Source organism: Kluyvera genomosp. 3 (genome assembly GCF_011765685.1).
Lineage (GTDB): Bacteria > Pseudomonadota > Gammaproteobacteria > Enterobacterales > Enterobacteriaceae > Kluyvera > Kluyvera georgiana_A.
This window is the reverse complement of the sequence record NZ_CP050321.1, coordinates 1,717,039-1,734,556: the sequence shown is the minus strand read 5'-3', so window position 1 is coordinate 1,734,556 and position 17,518 is coordinate 1,717,039. Positions and strand designations below refer to the sequence as shown.

At 56.2% G+C, this 17,518-nt stretch carries 12 protein-coding genes and 1 pseudogene; 4 read left to right on the top strand and 9 right to left on the bottom strand.

The window, feature by feature from the left end; genetic code table 11:
• Nucleotides 1–22: 22 nt before the first annotated feature.
• The 3 genes from GY169_RS08065 to bglX all read right to left on the bottom strand — a co-directional run bounded on the left by GY169_RS08065 (nucleotide 23) and on the right by bglX (nucleotide 5,670).
• A complete protein-coding gene (locus GY169_RS08065; RefSeq protein ID WP_167575437.1) occupies nucleotides 23–1,585 on the bottom strand; it encodes an MFS transporter in 1,563 nt (520 codons plus the stop codon).
• 61 nt (nucleotides 1,586–1,646) lie between these two features.
• Nucleotides 1,647–2,987, bottom strand: a complete 1,341-nt coding sequence (locus GY169_RS08060) for a glycoside hydrolase family 28 protein (protein ID WP_167575436.1) — start codon at nucleotides 2,985–2,987, stop codon at nucleotides 1,647–1,649.
• Between the two features lie 385 nt (nucleotides 2,988–3,372).
• The gene (bglX, locus tag GY169_RS08055) at nucleotides 3,373–5,670 is read right to left on the bottom strand and encodes a beta-glucosidase BglX (RefSeq protein ID WP_167575435.1); all 2,298 of its coding nucleotides are present in this window, start codon (nucleotides 5,668–5,670) and stop codon (nucleotides 3,373–3,375) included.
• 198 nt (nucleotides 5,671–5,868) lie between these two features.
• Between bglX and dld the strand changes: the two genes are divergently transcribed.
• The gene (dld, locus tag GY169_RS08050; protein WP_167575434.1) at nucleotides 5,869–7,590 is read left to right on the top strand and encodes a D-lactate dehydrogenase; all 1,722 of its coding nucleotides are present in this window, start codon (nucleotides 5,869–5,871) and stop codon (nucleotides 7,588–7,590) included.
• A gap of 96 nt (nucleotides 7,591–7,686) precedes the next feature.
• Nucleotides 7,687–8,241: a GNAT family N-acetyltransferase gene (locus GY169_RS08045; RefSeq protein ID WP_064544167.1), complete on the top strand. Its 555-nt coding sequence runs from the start codon at nucleotides 7,687–7,689 to the stop codon at nucleotides 8,239–8,241.
• A 7-nt stretch (nucleotides 8,242–8,248) separates the two neighbouring features.
• Here GY169_RS08045 and pbpG read toward each other — a convergent pair whose 3' ends face one another.
• Together pbpG and GY169_RS08035 are read right to left on the bottom strand one after the other, a co-directional pair.
• A complete protein-coding gene (gene pbpG / locus GY169_RS08040) occupies nucleotides 8,249–9,202 on the bottom strand; it encodes a D-alanyl-D-alanine endopeptidase (protein ID WP_065357401.1) in 954 nt (317 codons plus the stop codon).
• Nucleotides 9,203–9,381: 179 nt separating this feature from the next.
• Nucleotides 9,382–9,969: a Yip1 family protein gene (locus GY169_RS08035; protein WP_163447493.1), complete on the bottom strand. Its 588-nt coding sequence runs from the start codon at nucleotides 9,967–9,969 to the stop codon at nucleotides 9,382–9,384.
• Nucleotides 9,970–10,122: 153 nt separating this feature from the next.
• On the opposite strand from GY169_RS08035, the gene GY169_RS08030 reads away from it, so the two are divergent.
• Nucleotides 10,123–10,695, top strand: coding sequence for a DedA family protein (locus tag GY169_RS08030; protein WP_163447494.1), 573 nt, complete (start codon nucleotides 10,123–10,125; stop codon nucleotides 10,693–10,695).
• Between the two features lie 44 nt (nucleotides 10,696–10,739).
• Here GY169_RS08030 and GY169_RS08025 read toward each other — a convergent pair whose 3' ends face one another.
• Nucleotides 10,740–11,396: an oligogalacturonate-specific porin KdgM family protein gene (locus GY169_RS08025; RefSeq protein WP_163447495.1), complete on the bottom strand. Its 657-nt coding sequence runs from the start codon at nucleotides 11,394–11,396 to the stop codon at nucleotides 10,740–10,742.
• A 357-nt stretch (nucleotides 11,397–11,753) separates the two neighbouring features.
• On the bottom strand, nucleotides 11,754–13,196 hold the full coding sequence (gene mdtQ, locus GY169_RS08020) for a multidrug resistance outer membrane protein MdtQ (protein ID WP_167575433.1): 1,443 nt from the start codon (nucleotides 13,194–13,196) through the stop codon (nucleotides 11,754–11,756).
• A gap of 132 nt (nucleotides 13,197–13,328) precedes the next feature.
• Here mdtQ and GY169_RS08015 point away from each other — a divergent pair, with 132 nt between their 5' ends.
• The gene (locus GY169_RS08015) at nucleotides 13,329–14,063 is read left to right on the top strand and encodes a class I SAM-dependent methyltransferase (protein ID WP_167575432.1); all 735 of its coding nucleotides are present in this window, start codon (nucleotides 13,329–13,331) and stop codon (nucleotides 14,061–14,063) included.
• Between the two features lie 98 nt (nucleotides 14,064–14,161).
• Here GY169_RS08015 and GY169_RS08010 read toward each other — a convergent pair whose 3' ends face one another.
• Entirely contained in the window at nucleotides 14,162–15,556 is a 1,395-nt protein-coding gene (locus GY169_RS08010) for a glycoside hydrolase family 1 protein (RefSeq protein ID WP_167575431.1), read from the bottom strand.
• Nucleotides 15,557–15,571: 15 nt separating this feature from the next.
• Nucleotides 15,572–17,510 (bottom strand): annotated as a pseudogene (gene bglF, locus GY169_RS08005) (PTS beta-glucoside transporter subunit IIABC).
• Nucleotides 17,511–17,518 lie beyond the last annotated feature (8 nt).

Below are 17,518 nucleotides of genomic sequence, written 5' to 3'. Positions count from 1 at the left end.
CGATGCTCGCCCGGGAAAGTACTTACACGTTATGTAACTGTTCTAACTGCTGCTGTTTCGCTTTCAACAGGCTGCGGTTGACGTGCCCGACGGTGTTATCGCCCCAGCACTGGTCATACGGCATTCCGGTCAGGCTTTCGATCACCGCTTTGGTGTCGGCGGTAACCGTAGCTTTGCTGCCGCCTTGCTTCAGGCGCGCCACTTCGTCGTTCAGCACCGCGTGGGTACGGCTGTTCACCTTAAACTGGAAGGCGGACCAGATGCCCCACAGGGTGAGAACCACCGGCAGCACAATCATGATGGCGAGGATCATATTGATCGCCGACTGCGGCTGGCTGCTGTGCCCGGTAATAAAGCCGGACATTTGCAGCGCGACGCCCACCAGGAAGATGGAGAATGCCTGAGACGCTTTACGCAGCAGGCTCATAAAGCCCGCGAAGATCCCTTCACGACGGTTGCAGGTCAGAATCTCATCCACATCGGCCACGAAGGTGTAGTTGTTCCACGGAATGGAGTAGATACCGCCGCGCGCCAGACCCGCCACGCCCGCCGCCAAATACAGCAGCGACATGCTGGTGGAGCCATAGACATAGGTCAGGGCGAACAGCGCAAAGGCCACCAGCGCCATCAATGCCTGGGTAGCAAACGCCCGGGACGGGGAGTAACGCAGCGTCAGCCAGGTTGCCACGCCGACGCCGAAGAACTGCAGACCGTTAATCACGCTCAACAGGTTACTGGCCACCACTGACGAGGTGGCCAGCGCGAAGACCACGAAGTAGGTAAAGACGGAGTTGAAGATATCCTGCGCGACAGAGCCGCCAAGGTACATGCCGAGGTGGGAGCGGAAGGTTTTGATTTTCAGCGTGGACACAAAATCGTAGTAGATATCGAACAGACGTTTGCCCAGCGGCTGCTTCTCTTCGCTCTCAACGCTGCGCTCACTCAGCTCAATCTCTTCAATTGAACGTTCCCAGGTGCCGAAATAGACGAAGAACAGCACCACCATAAAGGCGACCGTGAAGATAGCCCCGGCGTAGAAGAAAGAGATAGCCGAGTCGGAACCAAAGTAGGCCAGCAGACGCCCCGGCAGGAACGCGGCGGTGAAGCCGGCGAACTGGGCAATGTACATACGTGCGCTGGTCAGTTTAGAGCGTTTGGTAAAATCGGAGGTCATTTCCGCCGACAGGGTGTCGTACGGGATCAGAATCATCGAATAGACGATTTCAAACAGGATGTACACCAGCAGGTAGATCCAGTAGTTGAAACCCTGAACCCACAGCAGGCTGTAGACCGCCACCAGCGGAATGCTCAGCAGCAGAAAGAAGCGGCGGCGGCCAAAGCGGCGGCCGAGGCGCGTTTTGTGGAAGTTATCGGAAATGTACCCCATGCACGGGCACATGATGACGTCGACGATACGCGCCACCGCAAACAGCGAGCCTGCCTCAATGGGCGTCAGGCCGCAGAATGTGGTCAGGAAGAACAGCAGCCAGGCGCTCACCAGAGTAAACGCGCCTGAACCGATCACATCCGCAAGGCCATAGCAGATGTAGTTGTGGAGTTTTATCTCCCGCACTTTTTTTATCATTTTCCATCCCCTTGAACAGTACAGAACGGCGAGGCGAAAGCCGCGCCGTCATCAAATAGCTTCAGGCGTCGGCGTTTTCCTGCACGATGGCGTTGATGTTCCATCCCTGCGGCAGCGGCGTCGGGCGACGAATGCGCAGATCGTTGAGCGTCAGTTCTTGCACACCGTTGGCGTAGAACGCCGGTAGGCCGCCAGGATAGGCATCGACACCCCAGGCGCGGCCGGTTTGCGGGTTCACGCGGTAGGCGTTATCAAGCCCCATGCCGGTTGGGCTCGCCGGGTTGCACGGTGGGCGAACGTCATAGCAGCCCTGCTCATCAGAGGGGCCGGAGAGCTGCTGCAGCGACAGCCCGTTGAAGGTGACATGATGAATATCGCCCGGTGTTTCCGCGTGCAGGTTGATGGCCCCTTCGCTCACGCCGGAGAGCTGGCTAAAGGTGATGTCTTCAACCTGGCCCGGCTGAACCTGCGGGTCGCGATGGCGCACCGAGATAAAGACCGGATCGGCTTTTCCCCAGTGGCACGGGTGACCGTGGCGGCAGTCGAACAGAATGTTGCTGAAAATCATCTGGCTGAACCGGCCGCCATCGCGGGAGACCAGGCCGATGCCGCGGTTGGACTCAAAGATTGAACAGTTGTGCACGGCGACATGGCTGATATCGGCGAAGGTTTCGGTGCCGATTTTGATAGCGCAACTTTTCGAACGAATCAGGCAATTGCTGACCACCACGTGGCGGGTCGCCTGTTGGAGCTCCTGCGGTTTGCGGGTCGTTTTGATACAGATGCCATCATCGGCAGCGCTGAAGTAGCTATCGCTAATGTGCACATGCTGGCAGCTGTCGATATCCAGCGCATCGGTGTTGGACAGCGCCAGATCGTTATCAATGGTCAGATTTTGAATGAATACCTGATTACAGCTCACCAGATGCGCGGTCCACATCGGCGAGTCGCTGATGGTGATATCACGAATGCGCACCTGCTGGCAGCCTTCCAGCACCAGCATGCGCGGGCGCATGGTTTTCGGCTGGCGATAACCCTGCTCATCGGCGCGCTCTGCGAACCAGGCGCTCGCGCCCCCTGCCAGACAACCTTCGCCGCTCAGCGTAATGTGATGAGCGTTACGGGCATAAATCAGCGCCATGCGGGAGAGTTCAGCAACGGTTTGCGTCAACTCCGCCGGATAGTCCTCAGCGTTCGGGCTGGCCAGCAAACGCGCGCCGGCCTCCAGATGCAGGGTAAAGTTGGACGGTAGAATCAGCGTGCCGGTCATCCAGTCACCCGCCGACACCACCAGCGTGCCGCCGCCGGCGCGGTCAATTTCGTCAATCAGCTGCTGCAGCTGCGCGGTCAGCGGCGTTTTACCGCTGCGGTCGAGAGAGGTGTTATGCAGTGAAATCTTCATGTGGCTACCTGCGAATGTTGAGATAGCTGCATTTAACGCGGATTCGCCGCGCCTCTCGCGGGGCAGAAGCGGGCTTTTTTACGTATTAGTGAATGGGGTCACGCCTGTTATGACGGCCTGATGCGGCTTTTGAGCAAGCGCACAAAACGCGATATGCCGGGGTAGGTGATAAGTGAGGAACGTCACAAAAAGAAGCTTAGTTAGCGCGTTAAACGGGCCGTTTAGCGCAGATTGCACGGCGATGGGCAGAGAATAGCGAGGGGGATCACAAAATGATGCGGGAGTGGGTTTTGGGGGGTTGCCCCCTCACCCTAGCCCTCTCCCCGCAGGGGAGAGGGGACCGTTGAGTGCGGCCTGATAGTTTGTACTGAACTGAAGGGTCGCCTTACAGCAGCTCGAATTCGCCCTGCTTCACACGCGCCGAATCCACGCCGATAAACACGTTAAACTTGCCCGGCTCAGCGGCGTATTTCATCTGCTGGTTCCAGAACTTCAGCGCGTTAACGTCAATCGGGAAGCTCACGGTTTGAGTTTCACCTGGCTTCAGCGTCACCTTCTCAAAGCCTTTCAGCTGTTTCACCGGGCGGCTCATCGACGCGGTCACGTCCTGCAGGTACATCTGAATAACTGTCGCCCCTTCACGTTTGCCTGTGTTGGTCACCTGCACGCTGGCGGTGACGCTGCCGTCAGCCTTCATGGTCGGTGCGGACATTTTCACGTCGGAGACCGAGAAAGTGGTGTAGCTCAGACCGTAGCCGAACGGATACAGCGGGCCGTTGGCTTCGTCAAAGTAGCGCGAGGTGTACTTGTTTGGCTTGTCGGCGTTGTATGGACGACCGGTGTTCAGGTGGCTGTAGTACTGCGGAATCTGCCCCACGGAGCGCGGGAAGGACATCGGCAGCTTACCGGATGGGTTGTAGTCGCCAAACAACACGTCGGCGATGGCGTTACCGCCTTCGGTACCGGCGAACCAGGTTTCCAGAATAGCGTCGGCCTGCTGGTCCTCTTTCACCAGCGTCAACGGACGACCGTTCATCAGCACCAGAACCAGCGGTTTGCCGGTGGCTTTCAATGCCGCAATCAGATCCTGCTGGCTTTTCGGAATTGACAGTTCGGTACGGCTGGAGGCTTCGTGGGCCATGCCCTGCGCTTCGCCCACCACCGCCACAACCACGTCGGACTGTTTCGCCGCGGTAACCGCTTCGTCAATCATCGCCTGCGGCGAGCGCGGGTCGACCTTCACTGCTTCCTCATAGAGGTTGAGGAAGTCGATGATGCCTTTGTCGCTGGTCACGTTCGCGCCTTTGGCGTACAGCACTTTGCCTTCACCGCCCATCACGTTTTTAATCCCGGTCAGTACGGTCACGGACTGTCCAGCCACACCGGCGGCAGACCAGCTCCCCATCACGTCACGCTGGCTGTCGGCCAACGGGCCCACAACCGCCACGGTAGCGTTTTTCTTCAATGGCAGCGTTTCGAGACGGTTTTTCAACAGCACCAGGCTCTGGCGCGCAACCTCGCGCGCTTCGGCACGATGCAGGCGACTTTCGGCGTTCGTGTCCTGCGGGTCGGACGCTTTCGGCCCCAGATGGCTGTACGGATCGTTAAACAGCCCCATATCGTACTTGACGTTCAGCACGTGGCGGGTGGCGTCGTCCAGCTCGGCCATCGTCACCTTGCCGGATTTCACCAGCCCCGGCAGATACTTGCTGTAGTATTCATCGCTCATGCTCATATCGATACCGGCCTTCAGCGCCACGCGAACGGCGTCTTCCGGGTCGGCGGCAACGCCGTGTTTAATCAGCTCTTTAATCGCCCCATGATCGGAGACGGTGATCCCTTTGAAGCCCCACTGGTTGCGCAGCACGTCTTTCAGCAGCCAGGTGTCGGACGTCGCCGGCGTGCCGTTCAGCGAGTTCAGGCCGATCATCACCGCGCCGCTGCCCGCATCCAGCCCCGCTTTATACGGCGGCATATAGTCGTTAAACAGACGCTGCGGGCTCATATCGACGGTGTTGTACTCTTTACCGCCTTCCACCGCGCCGTAAGCGGCGAAGTGTTTAACGCTGGTCATCACCGAGTAGCGATCCGCCGGGCTTTTACCCTGCATCGCTTCCACCATGTTTTCGCCCATCACGGCGGTTAAATAAGTGTCTTCGCCAAACCCTTCGGAAGCGCGGCCCCAGCGCGGGTCGCGCGAGACATCAACCATCGGCGCCCAGGTCATATTCAGGCCGTCATCCGCCGCTTCATAGGCTGACACGCGGCCCACGGTTTTCACCGCGTCGAGGTTGAAGGTAGAGGCAAGGCCAAGGCTAATCGGGAATACGGTACGCTGGCCGTGTACCACGTCGTAGGCAAAGAACAGCGGAATTTTCAGGCGGCTAAGGGACATCACCTGATCCTGCATCGCACGGATATCCTGGCGAGTCACGGTATTGAAAATCGCGCCGACCTGACCGTCTTTGATCATCTCGCGAATGGCTTCTTTCGGGTTGTCCGGCCCAACGCTAATCAGGCGCAGCTGGCCAATCTTTTCATCGACCGTCATTTTTTTCAGCAGTTCGGTCACAAACGCATCCCGCGCCTGCGGGGTGAGTGGATGGTTACCGAACAAATCCTCCGCCAGAGCGGGTTGCAGCGCCAGGCTCACGGCGACGCCAACAGAAAATAGCCATTTCATATTTTTGTAGTCTCTTGTATCCATGCCGGGGAGAGCGGCTGAGAGTCGATGAAAAGCCGCAGTTTGCCATAAAGGTAAAGGAGCGCGGAACAGAAAGCTAAGGTTATTCTCTGATTTTTAGAAACATTCACTCCCCCAATGATCATACAAAGCGCTATTCTTAGAAACGACAATTTGTCCCACCACAAGGAGTGGAGAATGGCTTCTCAAACTACAAATGATAATAACGCGCTGATTAACGAACTCTCGCGCCTGGTTGGTCACGCTCACCTGCTCACCGACCCGGCCAAAACCGCCCGCTACCGTAAAGGCTTCCGTTCCGGGCACGGCGATGCGCTGGCCGTGGTGTTTCCAGGCTCGCTGTTGGAGCTATGGCGCGTGCTCAACGCCTGCGTCAATGCGGACAAAATTATTCTGATGCAGGCCGCCAATACCGGCCTGACCGAAGGTTCAACGCCCAGCGGCAACGACTACGACCGCGATATCGTCATTATCAGCACCCTACGCCTCGATAAACTGCATCTGCTGGATAAAGGCGAGCAGGTGCTGGCCTGGCCAGGTACCACGCTCTATTCACTGGAAAAAGCGCTCAAGCCGCTGGGCCGTGAACCGCATTCGGTGATTGGCTCCTCCTGCATCGGTGCGTCGGTGATCGGCGGGATCTGCAATAATTCCGGCGGTTCGCTGGTGCAGCGCGGTCCGGCGTACACCGAGATGTCGCTGTTTGCGCGCATTGATGAAAACGGCAAGCTGACGCTGGTTAACCATCTGGGCATCGATCTGGGTGAAACCCCGGAGCAGATTCTCAGCAAACTTGATGACGATCGCGTGAAGGACAGCGATGTGCGTCACGATGGCCGTCACGCGCACGATCACGACTACGTCAACCGCGTGCGCGACGTCAACGCCGATACCCCGGCGCGCTACAACGCCGACCCGGAGCGTCTGTTTGAATCCTCCGGCTGCGCGGGCAAGCTGGCGGTATTCGCCGCGCGTCTCGACACCTTCCCGGCAGAAAAACGTCAACAGGTGTTCTACATCGGAACGAATCAGCCGGACGTGCTGACGAAAATTCGCCGCCATATTCTGGCTGAATTTAACAACCTGCCGGTAGCAGGCGAATATATGCATCGCGATATTTACGATATCGCCGAGCAGTACGGTAAAGACACCTTCCTGATGATCGACAAGCTCGGTACCGACAAAATGCCGTTCTTCTTCACCATGAAGGGCCGTGCCGACGCCATGCTGGAAAAAGTGTCCCTGTTCAAGCCGCACTTCACCGACCGCTTTATGCAGAAGCTAGGCCACGCTTTCCCGGCGCATCTGCCGGAACGGATGAAAACATGGCGCGATAAATACGAGCACCACCTGCTGCTGAAAATGTCCGGCGACGGCATTGACGAGGCTAAAGCCTGGCTGGTGGAGTACTTCAAGCAGGCGGAAGGCGACTTCTTTGTCTGTACGCCGGAAGAAGGCAGCAAAGCGTTCCTGCACCGCTTCGCGGCGGCAGGTGCGGCCATCCGTTACCAGGCGGTACACGCGGATGAAGTGGAGGATATTCTGGCGCTGGATATTGCGCTACGCCGCAACGACACCGAATGGTTCGAGCATCTGCCGCCGGAAATCGACAGTAAACTGGTGCATAAGCTCTACTACGGCCACTTTATGTGCCACGTTTTCCACCAGGACTACATCGTGAAAAAAGGCGTCGATGCTCACGAGTTGAAAGAGCAGATGCTAGCGCTGCTGCGCGAGCGTGGAGCCCAGTATCCGGCGGAACATAATGTCGGGCATCTGTATGAAGCCGATGAAAACCTCAAACGCCACTACCGGGAAAACGACCCGACCAACAGCATGAATCCGGGGATCGGCAAAACCAGTAAGCTCAAATACTGGGGCGAGAAAACCGACGCGTGATATGACGTTGGGAAATTCGTTGTCGGCTGGATAAGCGTAGCGCCATCCGGCCGACTGCGAGCCAGATTAACGATGGAAACCATAAGGAATTCAAGCATGTCTACGCTTGATGTCACTCGCGACGCCGATATTGAAATCCGTGACGCGCAGGCTGACGATGTACAAGCCATTGCCGCGCTGTATGCCTGGCACGTACTTAATGGCCGCGCCTCATTTGAAGAGGTGCCACCTTCCATTGATGAAATGCAGCAACGCATGAACACCATTCAGCAACAAGGATTGCCGTGGCTGGTGGCGTTGTATCGTGGGGTTATCGTCGGCTACTGCTATGCCAGCCCCTATCGCCCTCGCCCGGCCTATCGCTATACGCTGGAAGAATCTATCTATATCGACACCACAATGACCGCTCACGGTATCGGTAGCCGCCTGCTGACGGCATTAATCGCCGTATGCGAACAAGGGCCATGGCGGCAGATGCTGGCGGTAATTGGCGACGGAAATAACAACACCGCTTCGCTGCGACTGCATAAAAAACACGGCTTCGAAGTGGCGGGACAGTTGCGCAGCGTCGGCTACAAGATGGGTGACTGGCGGGATACGGTGATTATGCAGCGCCCACTCAACGACGGTGACTGGACGCTGCCGGAATAAAGAACGTTTAATCGTCCTGGGTGGTTTGCCCGCTAAGCTGGGCTTTCGCGATATTGCCTTCCACCTGGGCCTCTTTCTGCTTTTTATAGCTCAGCGCCGCGGCAGGAACCGGCATCACCTTTCCGGTTTCAACCCAGGTACGCAGACGGCTGGCGTCGGCGAAATGGGTATATTTACCGAACGCATCCATGACCACCATCGCCACCGGACGTTTGTTCATCACGGTGCGCATCACCAGGCAGTGACCCGCCGCATTGGTAAAGCCGGTTTTGGTCAGCTGAATGCTCCAGTTATCGCGGTACACCAGATGATTCGTGTTGCGGAACGGTAGCGTATACGCCGGATGGGCGAAGGTCGCCGTGTCTTCTTTGGTCGTGCTCAGTTGGCCAATCAGCGGATACTGTTTGGTGGCAATCAGCAGTTTAGTCAAATCGCGTGCGGTCGAAACGTTATGAATGGACAGCCCCGTCGGCTCGACATAGCGAGTACGAGTCATCCCCAACGATTTGGCTTTGGCATTCATGGCGCGAATAAATGCGTCATAACCGCCCGGATAATGGTGCGCCAGGCTGGCAGCCGCGCGGTTCTCGGAAGACATCAGCGCCAGCAGCAGCATGTTTTTACGGCTAATCTGGCTGTTCAAACGCACGCGGGAATAAATGCCCTTCATCTCCGGCGTGTGGCTGATATCCACGGTCAGCATCTCATCCAGCGGCAGATGGGCGTCCAGCACCACCATCGCCGTCATCAGCTTGGTAATGGAGGCCATCGGACGCACCAGATCGGGCTGGTTGGCATAAATCACTTTATTCGTTTCAAGGTCGACAATCATCGCGCTACCGGAAGCAATTTCCGGCTGCGAGGCCACGGCGGAGACGGCGGTTTTAGCACTCGCCTGAGGCGCAAAAGGCACAGCCAGCACGAGAGCGAGGCTGAGCAGGGAAACGCGAAATTTCTGCATGGTGAGTATTCTGGCGGTTATTTATGCACATTATGATGGACAACCGCTTCGCACCAAACGGTTGCGAAGCGGAATGGCCCATCATAGCGCGTAGAACGCGGCATCTGCCAGAAAATAATGGTGAATAAATGCTGCATTGCTGACGTAATTTAATTCACATCAGCAATGCATATCAGAACTCAGAATAATCGGTAGCCATAGCCCCACAGCACCACCGTCAACGCCAGCAGCACTTCAAGTACCAGCACGCCGATAGCCAGGGTGGAACTGGCGAAGCTCAGCCCCTCTTCCCGATCGATGTTGAGGAAAGTCGGGATGCCGATGTAAAGCAGATACCCGGTATAAAACAGCGCAACCGTCCCGACCAGTGCGCACAGCCACACCAACGGGTAAAGCGCCACGATACCGCTCAGGAAAATCGGCGTCGCGACGTAGCCGGCAAACACCATACAGCGTTTAAGCGACGGTCGTTGCGGATAGTTACGCGCCATCCACCAGATCACCCGTCCCATCACCGCGACACCAGCCAGCATCAGGGCATAGAAAAGCACCGCCATGCCCAGGCCCGTCATCAGCGACAGCCTGACCACGTTGCCGTCGCCAAAATTCCAGCCCAGTTGGGTGGTGCCGATAAAGGCGCAGACCACCGGAATGGCCGCCATGACCAGCACATGATGCACATAGTGGTGAGAAACGGTTTCGTTCTCGCTGCGGATAACATGCATTTCTTTGTCAGGGTGGGAGAACAGTCCCCATACATGGTTCATAACGCCTCCTCTGCACGGCTTCGTACCACGTTGCTGTAAGTATAATTCACACCAATGATTATTTTATGTACAACGCAAAAAATAGCGGCCCCTGCAATCTCACCCTGAGGGTGTATGATGAATAGTATGATGTGGTAAGGAGTGAGTGTTTGTATGGATATCAATAACCTGATTTCCCACTATGGCTACGCGGCGCTGATTATTGGCAGTATGGCGGAAGGCGAAACTATTACGCTACTCGGTGGCGTGGCGGCGCATCAGGGGCTATTGAAATTTCCGCTGGTTGTGATTTCGGTGGCGCTGGGCGGGATGATCGGCGATCAGGTGCTGTATCTTTTAGGCCGGAAGTTCGGCGGGCGTCTGCTAAAACGGTTTTCACGCCATCAGGCGCGTATTCGGAAGGCGCAGCGGCTGATTAACAGCCGTCCGAAGCTATTTGTCATCGGTACGCGTTTTATGTACGGCTTTCGTGTCATTGGCCCACTGTTAATTGGCGCCAGCGGCCTACCGCCAAAGATTTTCCTGCCGCTGAACATTCTCGGCGCGTTGATCTGGGCGTTGCTGTTCACCACCCTCGGCTACCTGGGCGGCGAAGCTATCGGCCCGTGGCTGCATCATCTGGATAAACATCTGAAGCACATTATCTGGCTGGCGCTGGCGGTGGCGCTAGTGGTCGCGCTGCGCTGGTGGTTCAAACGGCGGGAAAAACGTTCGACGGATGAATAACCGGGGCGCCGAAGCGCCCCGGTAAGGCCCAGAGGTAATGAGGATCAGAAGGTGTACTGCACGCCCACACGATAACGGGTCTGGCGATCGTCTTCGTCGCTGCTGACGGAGACGTTACCGATCTGCGCGTAAGGCTTCCAGTTTTTATCGATGCTGTAAGCCACTTTGAAATCCAGCTCATAGTCATCTTTACCGTTATCGTAGCGATTATAATCTTCGCTTTTCTTATACAGATAATTTCCTTCAAACGTCCACGGCCCGGTTTTATAACCTAACCACAGATCGCCACGGTTCACATGTTCATCGTCTTTCGTGCTGGACGTATCACGCGTATATTCGTAGCGGTAACGCCCGGCGACATAAAAACCATTTTCGAAATTATATTGCCCACGAATATACGGTTTATATATCGCCTTCGATGATGACGTTTCTAAGGCAAAACCCGGCTGAATAGCAATATTTGGCATCGCGTTAAACTGATAGCTAATAACATACTCATCACCATTATCAACGACATCATTAAACGCTTTATCCGAATGTTCACCGCCTGATTTCGTTTTGGCTTCGACCGAGAAACCAAAACCGTTGGCGAAGCGGTGCGAAATCAGCACCCTGTCCTTCTGTCCCTGCGAGGTGTCGGTATATTCATGACGCAAGTCAATCGTTACCGCGCTCGCCGATGCGCTGACAAACGCCAGCATCCCAAGAGTTATTAATTTTTTCACGCAATCGTCCTCTGCTTATTAATGTCACAATAAAATCAGGAGGAACTGGCTATAATATTTAAAAGATGAATATGTTTTTCAATAATAAAAAATAAGACCAGAGATATTGTTTTTCTGGTGAGCGATACTAGTGGGTGGGAAACGCGCTGTCATTTATTTAAATATAAATACGTGATCGCTAGCATATTTTAATTAACGCAAGGCATTTATTTTTAATTAAATTAAAAATTAGATTTTTGGCAAATATAATAGCAAGTAATATTATTTAATATGAATATTGGTTTTTCATTTCCCCCTGTATTTCAACACAGGGGGAAATAAATTCACAGCCGTTTACGACTTGTCGGTGATGTGATAACCGCCGCCCAGCGCGGAGGTCAACTGAATGCTGGCATCTACCCACTGGCCATGCAAACGCAGAGCGCTGATTCGCTCCTGTAAGGCTGGCAGTTTCGCCAGACTCACCTTCGACCCAGGAATAATCCCGGCATTCATCCGCGCCTGCGCCAGATTCACCACGCGCTGCGCGTCTTTCTCAACCTGCGCTTGCTGCTGGTTTTTCGCCATCAGCGTTTCGACCTGGCTGGCGGTTTTCGCCACCTGATTCACCGCATCAACAACCGCTTTGTTGTATTTCGCCACCGACAGATTATTCTGCGCGCTGGCAATATCGAGGTTTGCATTCAGACGACCGCTGTCGAAGATTGGCAGCGTCAACCCTGCGGTCACGCCCATCTGATTCGCAGAATGGCGGAACAGATCGCTCAAGTGCAGCGCGTCCTGCTGCAGGAAGGCCATCAGGTTGATGTCCGGATAGAAGGCCGCTTTCGCCGCGTCAATTTCACTGAGCGAGGCTTCGATATACCAATGCGCTTCCTGTAAATCCGGGCGGCGAGCCAGCAGATCATAGCCTAACTGCGACGGCATTTTGCTGGCCACGGCAGGCAGCTCAACCTTGCGCAGATTCAGCGACTGACTTTGGCTATTGGTCAGCGCCATCAGCCGCGCCTCAATCTCTTTCATGTTGCCTTCAACGTCGGCCAACTGCTGATCCGTTTTGCTGACGTTGATATCGTTTTCGGCCCCTTCGGCGGAGTTAGTAATTCCGTGCTCAAACAACGCGGTGTCGACGCTAACGATATTATTTTGTTCGCTTTTCACTTGCTCAAGAACGCTGTGGATGGCGGCTTCGGTCTGCCACTGCCAGTACAGACGCGCCACGCTGCTGGAGAGCAACTCGCGAGTTTGCGCCAGCTCGGCCACCTGCGCTTTCACTTCCCCAATGCGCGCTTTCACTTCAGCACGGTTTTTCCCCCACAGGTCGAGATCCCAACCGGCGGTCAAGCCGAAAGTCCCGTTGGTGTACCATGGCCCGGTATTACCGTCTAAGTCGGTGGCAAACGGGCCCATCAGTCCTTCTGCCGACATTTTCTGTCGCTCAAGGTCCGCGCCGAAATCCACTTCGGGGCCCAGCGACGACTTCGACATCCGGGCCTGCGCTTCCGCCAGCTTAATGCGTTGATCGGCAATTTGCATATCTGGCGCATTCGCCAGCGCGCGGCTAATCAAGTTATTGAGCTGGGCGTCGTGATAGTCTTGCCACCAGTTGCTCTGCGGCCAGCCATTTTTCACTGCGGCGGGTAAATCCGTCGCCACGCTGGAGGCCGGAGCCTGCTGCTTAATTGGGCTGCCAATATCGTGCGACGGCGCGCAGCCAGCTAGCGCGATGAGCAGGGGCAAGCCCGACAGCACGCTTTTTTTCAGAGTCAAGTTCATGTGATAGGTCGGTTACAAAAGAAGGAAAGTGATAATAATTTAAATGAATCAAATCCTTTTAGTAAAGCGTGTGGGAACATAAATAGACATACTTAAAAACAGCTAATAACACTTTAGCGTCATGGAGTGAATATGAGTCAGAACATCTACGACGACCCGAACTTTTTCGCAGGTTACGCCACGCTCGACCGTTCGGTGAAAGGACTGGACGGCGCGCCAGAGTGGCCAGCAATCCAGGAAATGCTGCCGCCCCTCGCCGGTTTGCGCACGGTTGACCTCGGCTGCGGCTACGGCTGGTTTTGCCGCTGCGCGCGCGATCAGGGTGCCGCAGACGTTATCGGCTACGATCTTTCCAGCCGTATGCTGGGACGCGCACAGGAGATGACCGATGGCGAAGGCATTACCTACCGCTGTGAAGATCTACAAAACTTAACGCTTGCCGCCAACAGTTGCGACCTGGTGTACAGTTCGCTGGCGTTGCACTATCTGCCCGATATCGCCCCGCTGTTGACCACCGTTTACCAGGCGTTAACGCCAGGCGGCGTGCTGGTGTTCTCCGCCGAGCATCCGATCTACACCGCGCCGTTGCAGCAGGGCTGGCGGCTGGACGAGAACGGGCAAAAAAGCTGGCCGGTGAGTCACTATCAGCAGGAGGGTGAACGCATCAGCAACTGGTTTGCCGACGGCGTGAAAAAACAGCACCGCAAGCTCGCCAGCTGGATTAACGCGCTGGTCGCCGCCGGGCTGGTTGTGGAACATCTGGATGAGTGGGGACCAACGGCGCAACAGATTGCCGCGAATCCGGCGCTGGATGAAGAAAAAGAGCGGCCGATGATCTTTTTACTGCGCGCGCGTAAGCCGGTGTGAGTTGGGATTGCCGGATGGCGGCTACGCCTTATCCGGCCTACAGATCGTTAGCATTGTAGGCCGGATAAGCCCGGCGCCATCCGGCAATTCACCGAAGCTTACGCTTTCAGACTCGCACCGTTGGTGGCAATCACCTCTTTATACCAGTAAAAGCTTTTCTTCTTGCTGCGCGCAAGCGTACCGGTGCCATCATCGTGACGATCGACGTAGATAAAACCGTAGCGTTTGGACAGCTCGGCTTTCGACGCGCTGACAAGGTCAATCGGCCCCCAACTGGTAAAGCCCATCAGCTCAACGCCGTCTTCAATCGCCTCTCGCGCCTGCACCAGGTGATCGTTCAGGTAGCTAATGCGGTAGTCATCGTTAATGCTGCCGTCAGCTTCCACTTTGTCTTTCGCCCCTAAGCCGTTTTCAACAATAAATAGCGGCTTCTGATAGCGATCCCACAGCACGTTCAACAGCGTGCGCAGGCCCAGCGGGTCGATCTGCCAACCCCATTCCGAACTTGCCAGGTGCGGGTTCGGCACCATATTGAGAATATTACCGCGCGCCTGATTATTCAGCGCGTCATCGGCGGTCACGCAGCCGGTCATGTAGTAGCTGAAGGAGACAAAATCGACGGTGGTGCGCAGCGCCTCACGGTCGGCATCGGTGATGTCCAACGCGATACCGTTATCGCGGAAATAACGCAGCATATAGCCCGGATAAGCGCCGCGACACTGCACGTCGCCAAAGAACTGCCAGCTGCGGTTTTCCTGCAGCGTTTTAAATACATCTTCCGGTTTGCAGCTCAGCGGGTACATCAGGCCACCCAGCAGCATGTTGCCGATTTTGCCTTCCGGCACGATCTCATGGCAGGCTTTTACCGCCAGCGCGCTGGCCACCAGCTGATGGTGAATCGCCTGATAGATTTCGCCCTTGCTGCTGCCCGCCGGCAGGCCCACGCCGGTCAACGGCGCGTGCAGCGACATGTTGATTTCGTTGAAGGTCAGCCACAGTTTGACCTTGCCCTTATAGCGCTCAAATACCGTACGCGCGTAGCGTTCAAAGAAATCAATCACTTTGCGGTTGCCCCAGCCGCCGTAGTTTTTCACCAGCGCCCACGGCATCTCGTAGTGCGAGAGCGTCACCAGCGGCGTGATGTTGTGACGGGCCATCTCGTCGAACAGCTTATCGTAGAAGGCCAGCCCGGCTTCGTTCGGCTGCGCGTCGTCGCCGTTCGGGAAAATACGCGTCCAGGCAATCGAGACACGCAGGCAGTTAAAGCCCATTTCCGCAAACAGAGCGACATCTTGCGGATAACGGTGATAGAAATCGATGGCGATATCTTTAATACCGCTGTCGCCCGTGACGCGCTCAACCACCTCGCCAAAAATACCCTGAGGCTGAACATCGGATGTTGACAATCCTTTGCCATCTTCCAGATATGCGCCCTCAACCTGGTTTGCCGCGGTCGCGCCGCCCCAAAGGAACGTCTGTGGGAATGTTTTCATCTCTCTCTCCTGTGATTAATGCTGTACGGTTAACAGCGGCTGACCGGCGCTTACCGCGCTGGCGGCAACAATATCCAGCCCCGGATAGTCATCGCTGTTGCTGATAATAATCGGCGTCGCCAGGTCGTAACCGGCGTCCAGAATCATCTGGCGGTCGAAGGTTAAGAGCAGATCGCCCGCCTGAATTTTGTCGCCCTCTTTGACGTGGGCGGTGAACGGCGCGCCGTCGAGCTTAACGGTGTCGATCCCCACGTGGATCAGCAGTTCAATCCCGCTGTCGCTCAGTAAACCGATGGCGTGTTTGGTCTGAAAAATCGAGGCCACCTCACCGCTGAACGGCGCGATCACGTTGCCTTCGCTCGGGATAATCGCCACGCCCTTGCCGAGCAGCCCGCTGGCGAACGTGCTGTCCGGCACCTGATCCAGCGCCAGCACGGTGCCGGTCATTGGCGACAACACGTCATTTTCACCGGCTTTCACGACCGCCATCGGCTCAATCGTTTTACGCGGTAATCCGGCAAAGAAGGTCAGCGCACAGGCGAGAATAAAGGCCACCGCGGTGCCAATCAGCCCCCCCCACACGCTGGCATCAATACCGCCTGGCGGGATCATCTGCGCCGGGAAGAAGATGTTCGGCAGACCGAACGAGAATGCGTAGCTATTGCTGAACGCGGTAATCGCCCCGCCCAACGCGCCGGCCACGCAGCCAAAAATAAACGGGCGACGCAGCGGGAGCGTCAGGCCATAAATCGCCGGTTCGGTGATACCAAAAAGTCCTGCGGAAAATGCCGATCCCGCCAGCACTTTCTGACGCATATCGCGGGTAGCAAGAAAAATACCCAGCACCGCCCCCACCTGCGCCAGCACCGCGGGGAGAATGATAGGTAGCATTGAGTCGTGGCCAAGGACGGTCATGTTATTGATCATCAGCGGCACCAGCCCCCAGTGCAGGCCAAAGATCACACACACCTGCCACAGCCCGCCCAACGCGGCCCCGGCCAGCCACGGCGCGACTTCGTACACCACCTGGTAGCCGTTCGCCAGCATATGGCTGAGCCAGGTCGCCACCGGGCCAATAATCAGGAAGGTCAGCGGTACCACAATCGCCAGACAAATCGCCGGGGTGAAGAAGTTTTTCATCGCCGACGGCAGCAGCGCGTTGCTGCGCCGTTCAATCCAGCAGCTGACCCAGGCGGCGAGAATAATCGGGATAACCGACGAGCTGTAGTTGATAAACGTCACCGGGATCCCGAGAAAATACTCGGCACTCGCTCCCGGTGCCTGCGCGGCTTCGAAGGCCTGAATCATCAACGGATGCGTTAACGCGCCGCCAATCACCATCGAGATAAACGGATTACCACCGAACTTCTTCCCGGCGGTATAGCCCAGGAAAAGCGGGAAGAAGAAGAACAGTGCGTCGCTGGCGGCAAACCAGATTTTATAAGTCGCCTGCTCAGGATTAAGCCAGCCGCACACCACCGCCAGCGCCAGCAGCCCCTTCAGCAGACCCGTCGCCGCCATCACGCCGATAAACGGGGCAAAAATACCGGAAACCACGTCAATCACCTGGCCGAGGAGAGAGGTTTTTTCCCCCTTCACCGCTACCGGTTCGCTGTCATCGGTGATCCCCGCTTCATAGCGCACCGCCTGCCAGACGTCGTGGACGTGGTTGCCAATCACCACCTGAAACTGACCGCCGCTCTCCACCACCATGATGACGCCCGGGTTGGCCTTCAGCGCTTCAGCATCCGCCTTACCGCTCTCTTTAAGCTTAAAACGCAGCCGCGTGGCGCAGTGAACCAGACTCACAATATTCTCTTTGCCACCAACGTGGCTGAGAATATCCTGCGCGAGTGCTTTGTATTCCATGCAATATTCCTTGACCGAGTATTAAAAACAAAAAACCCGAGAACGACGCCGGTAAGACGTCGCGCTCAGGTTTTGCCTGCATGATGCAGTAAC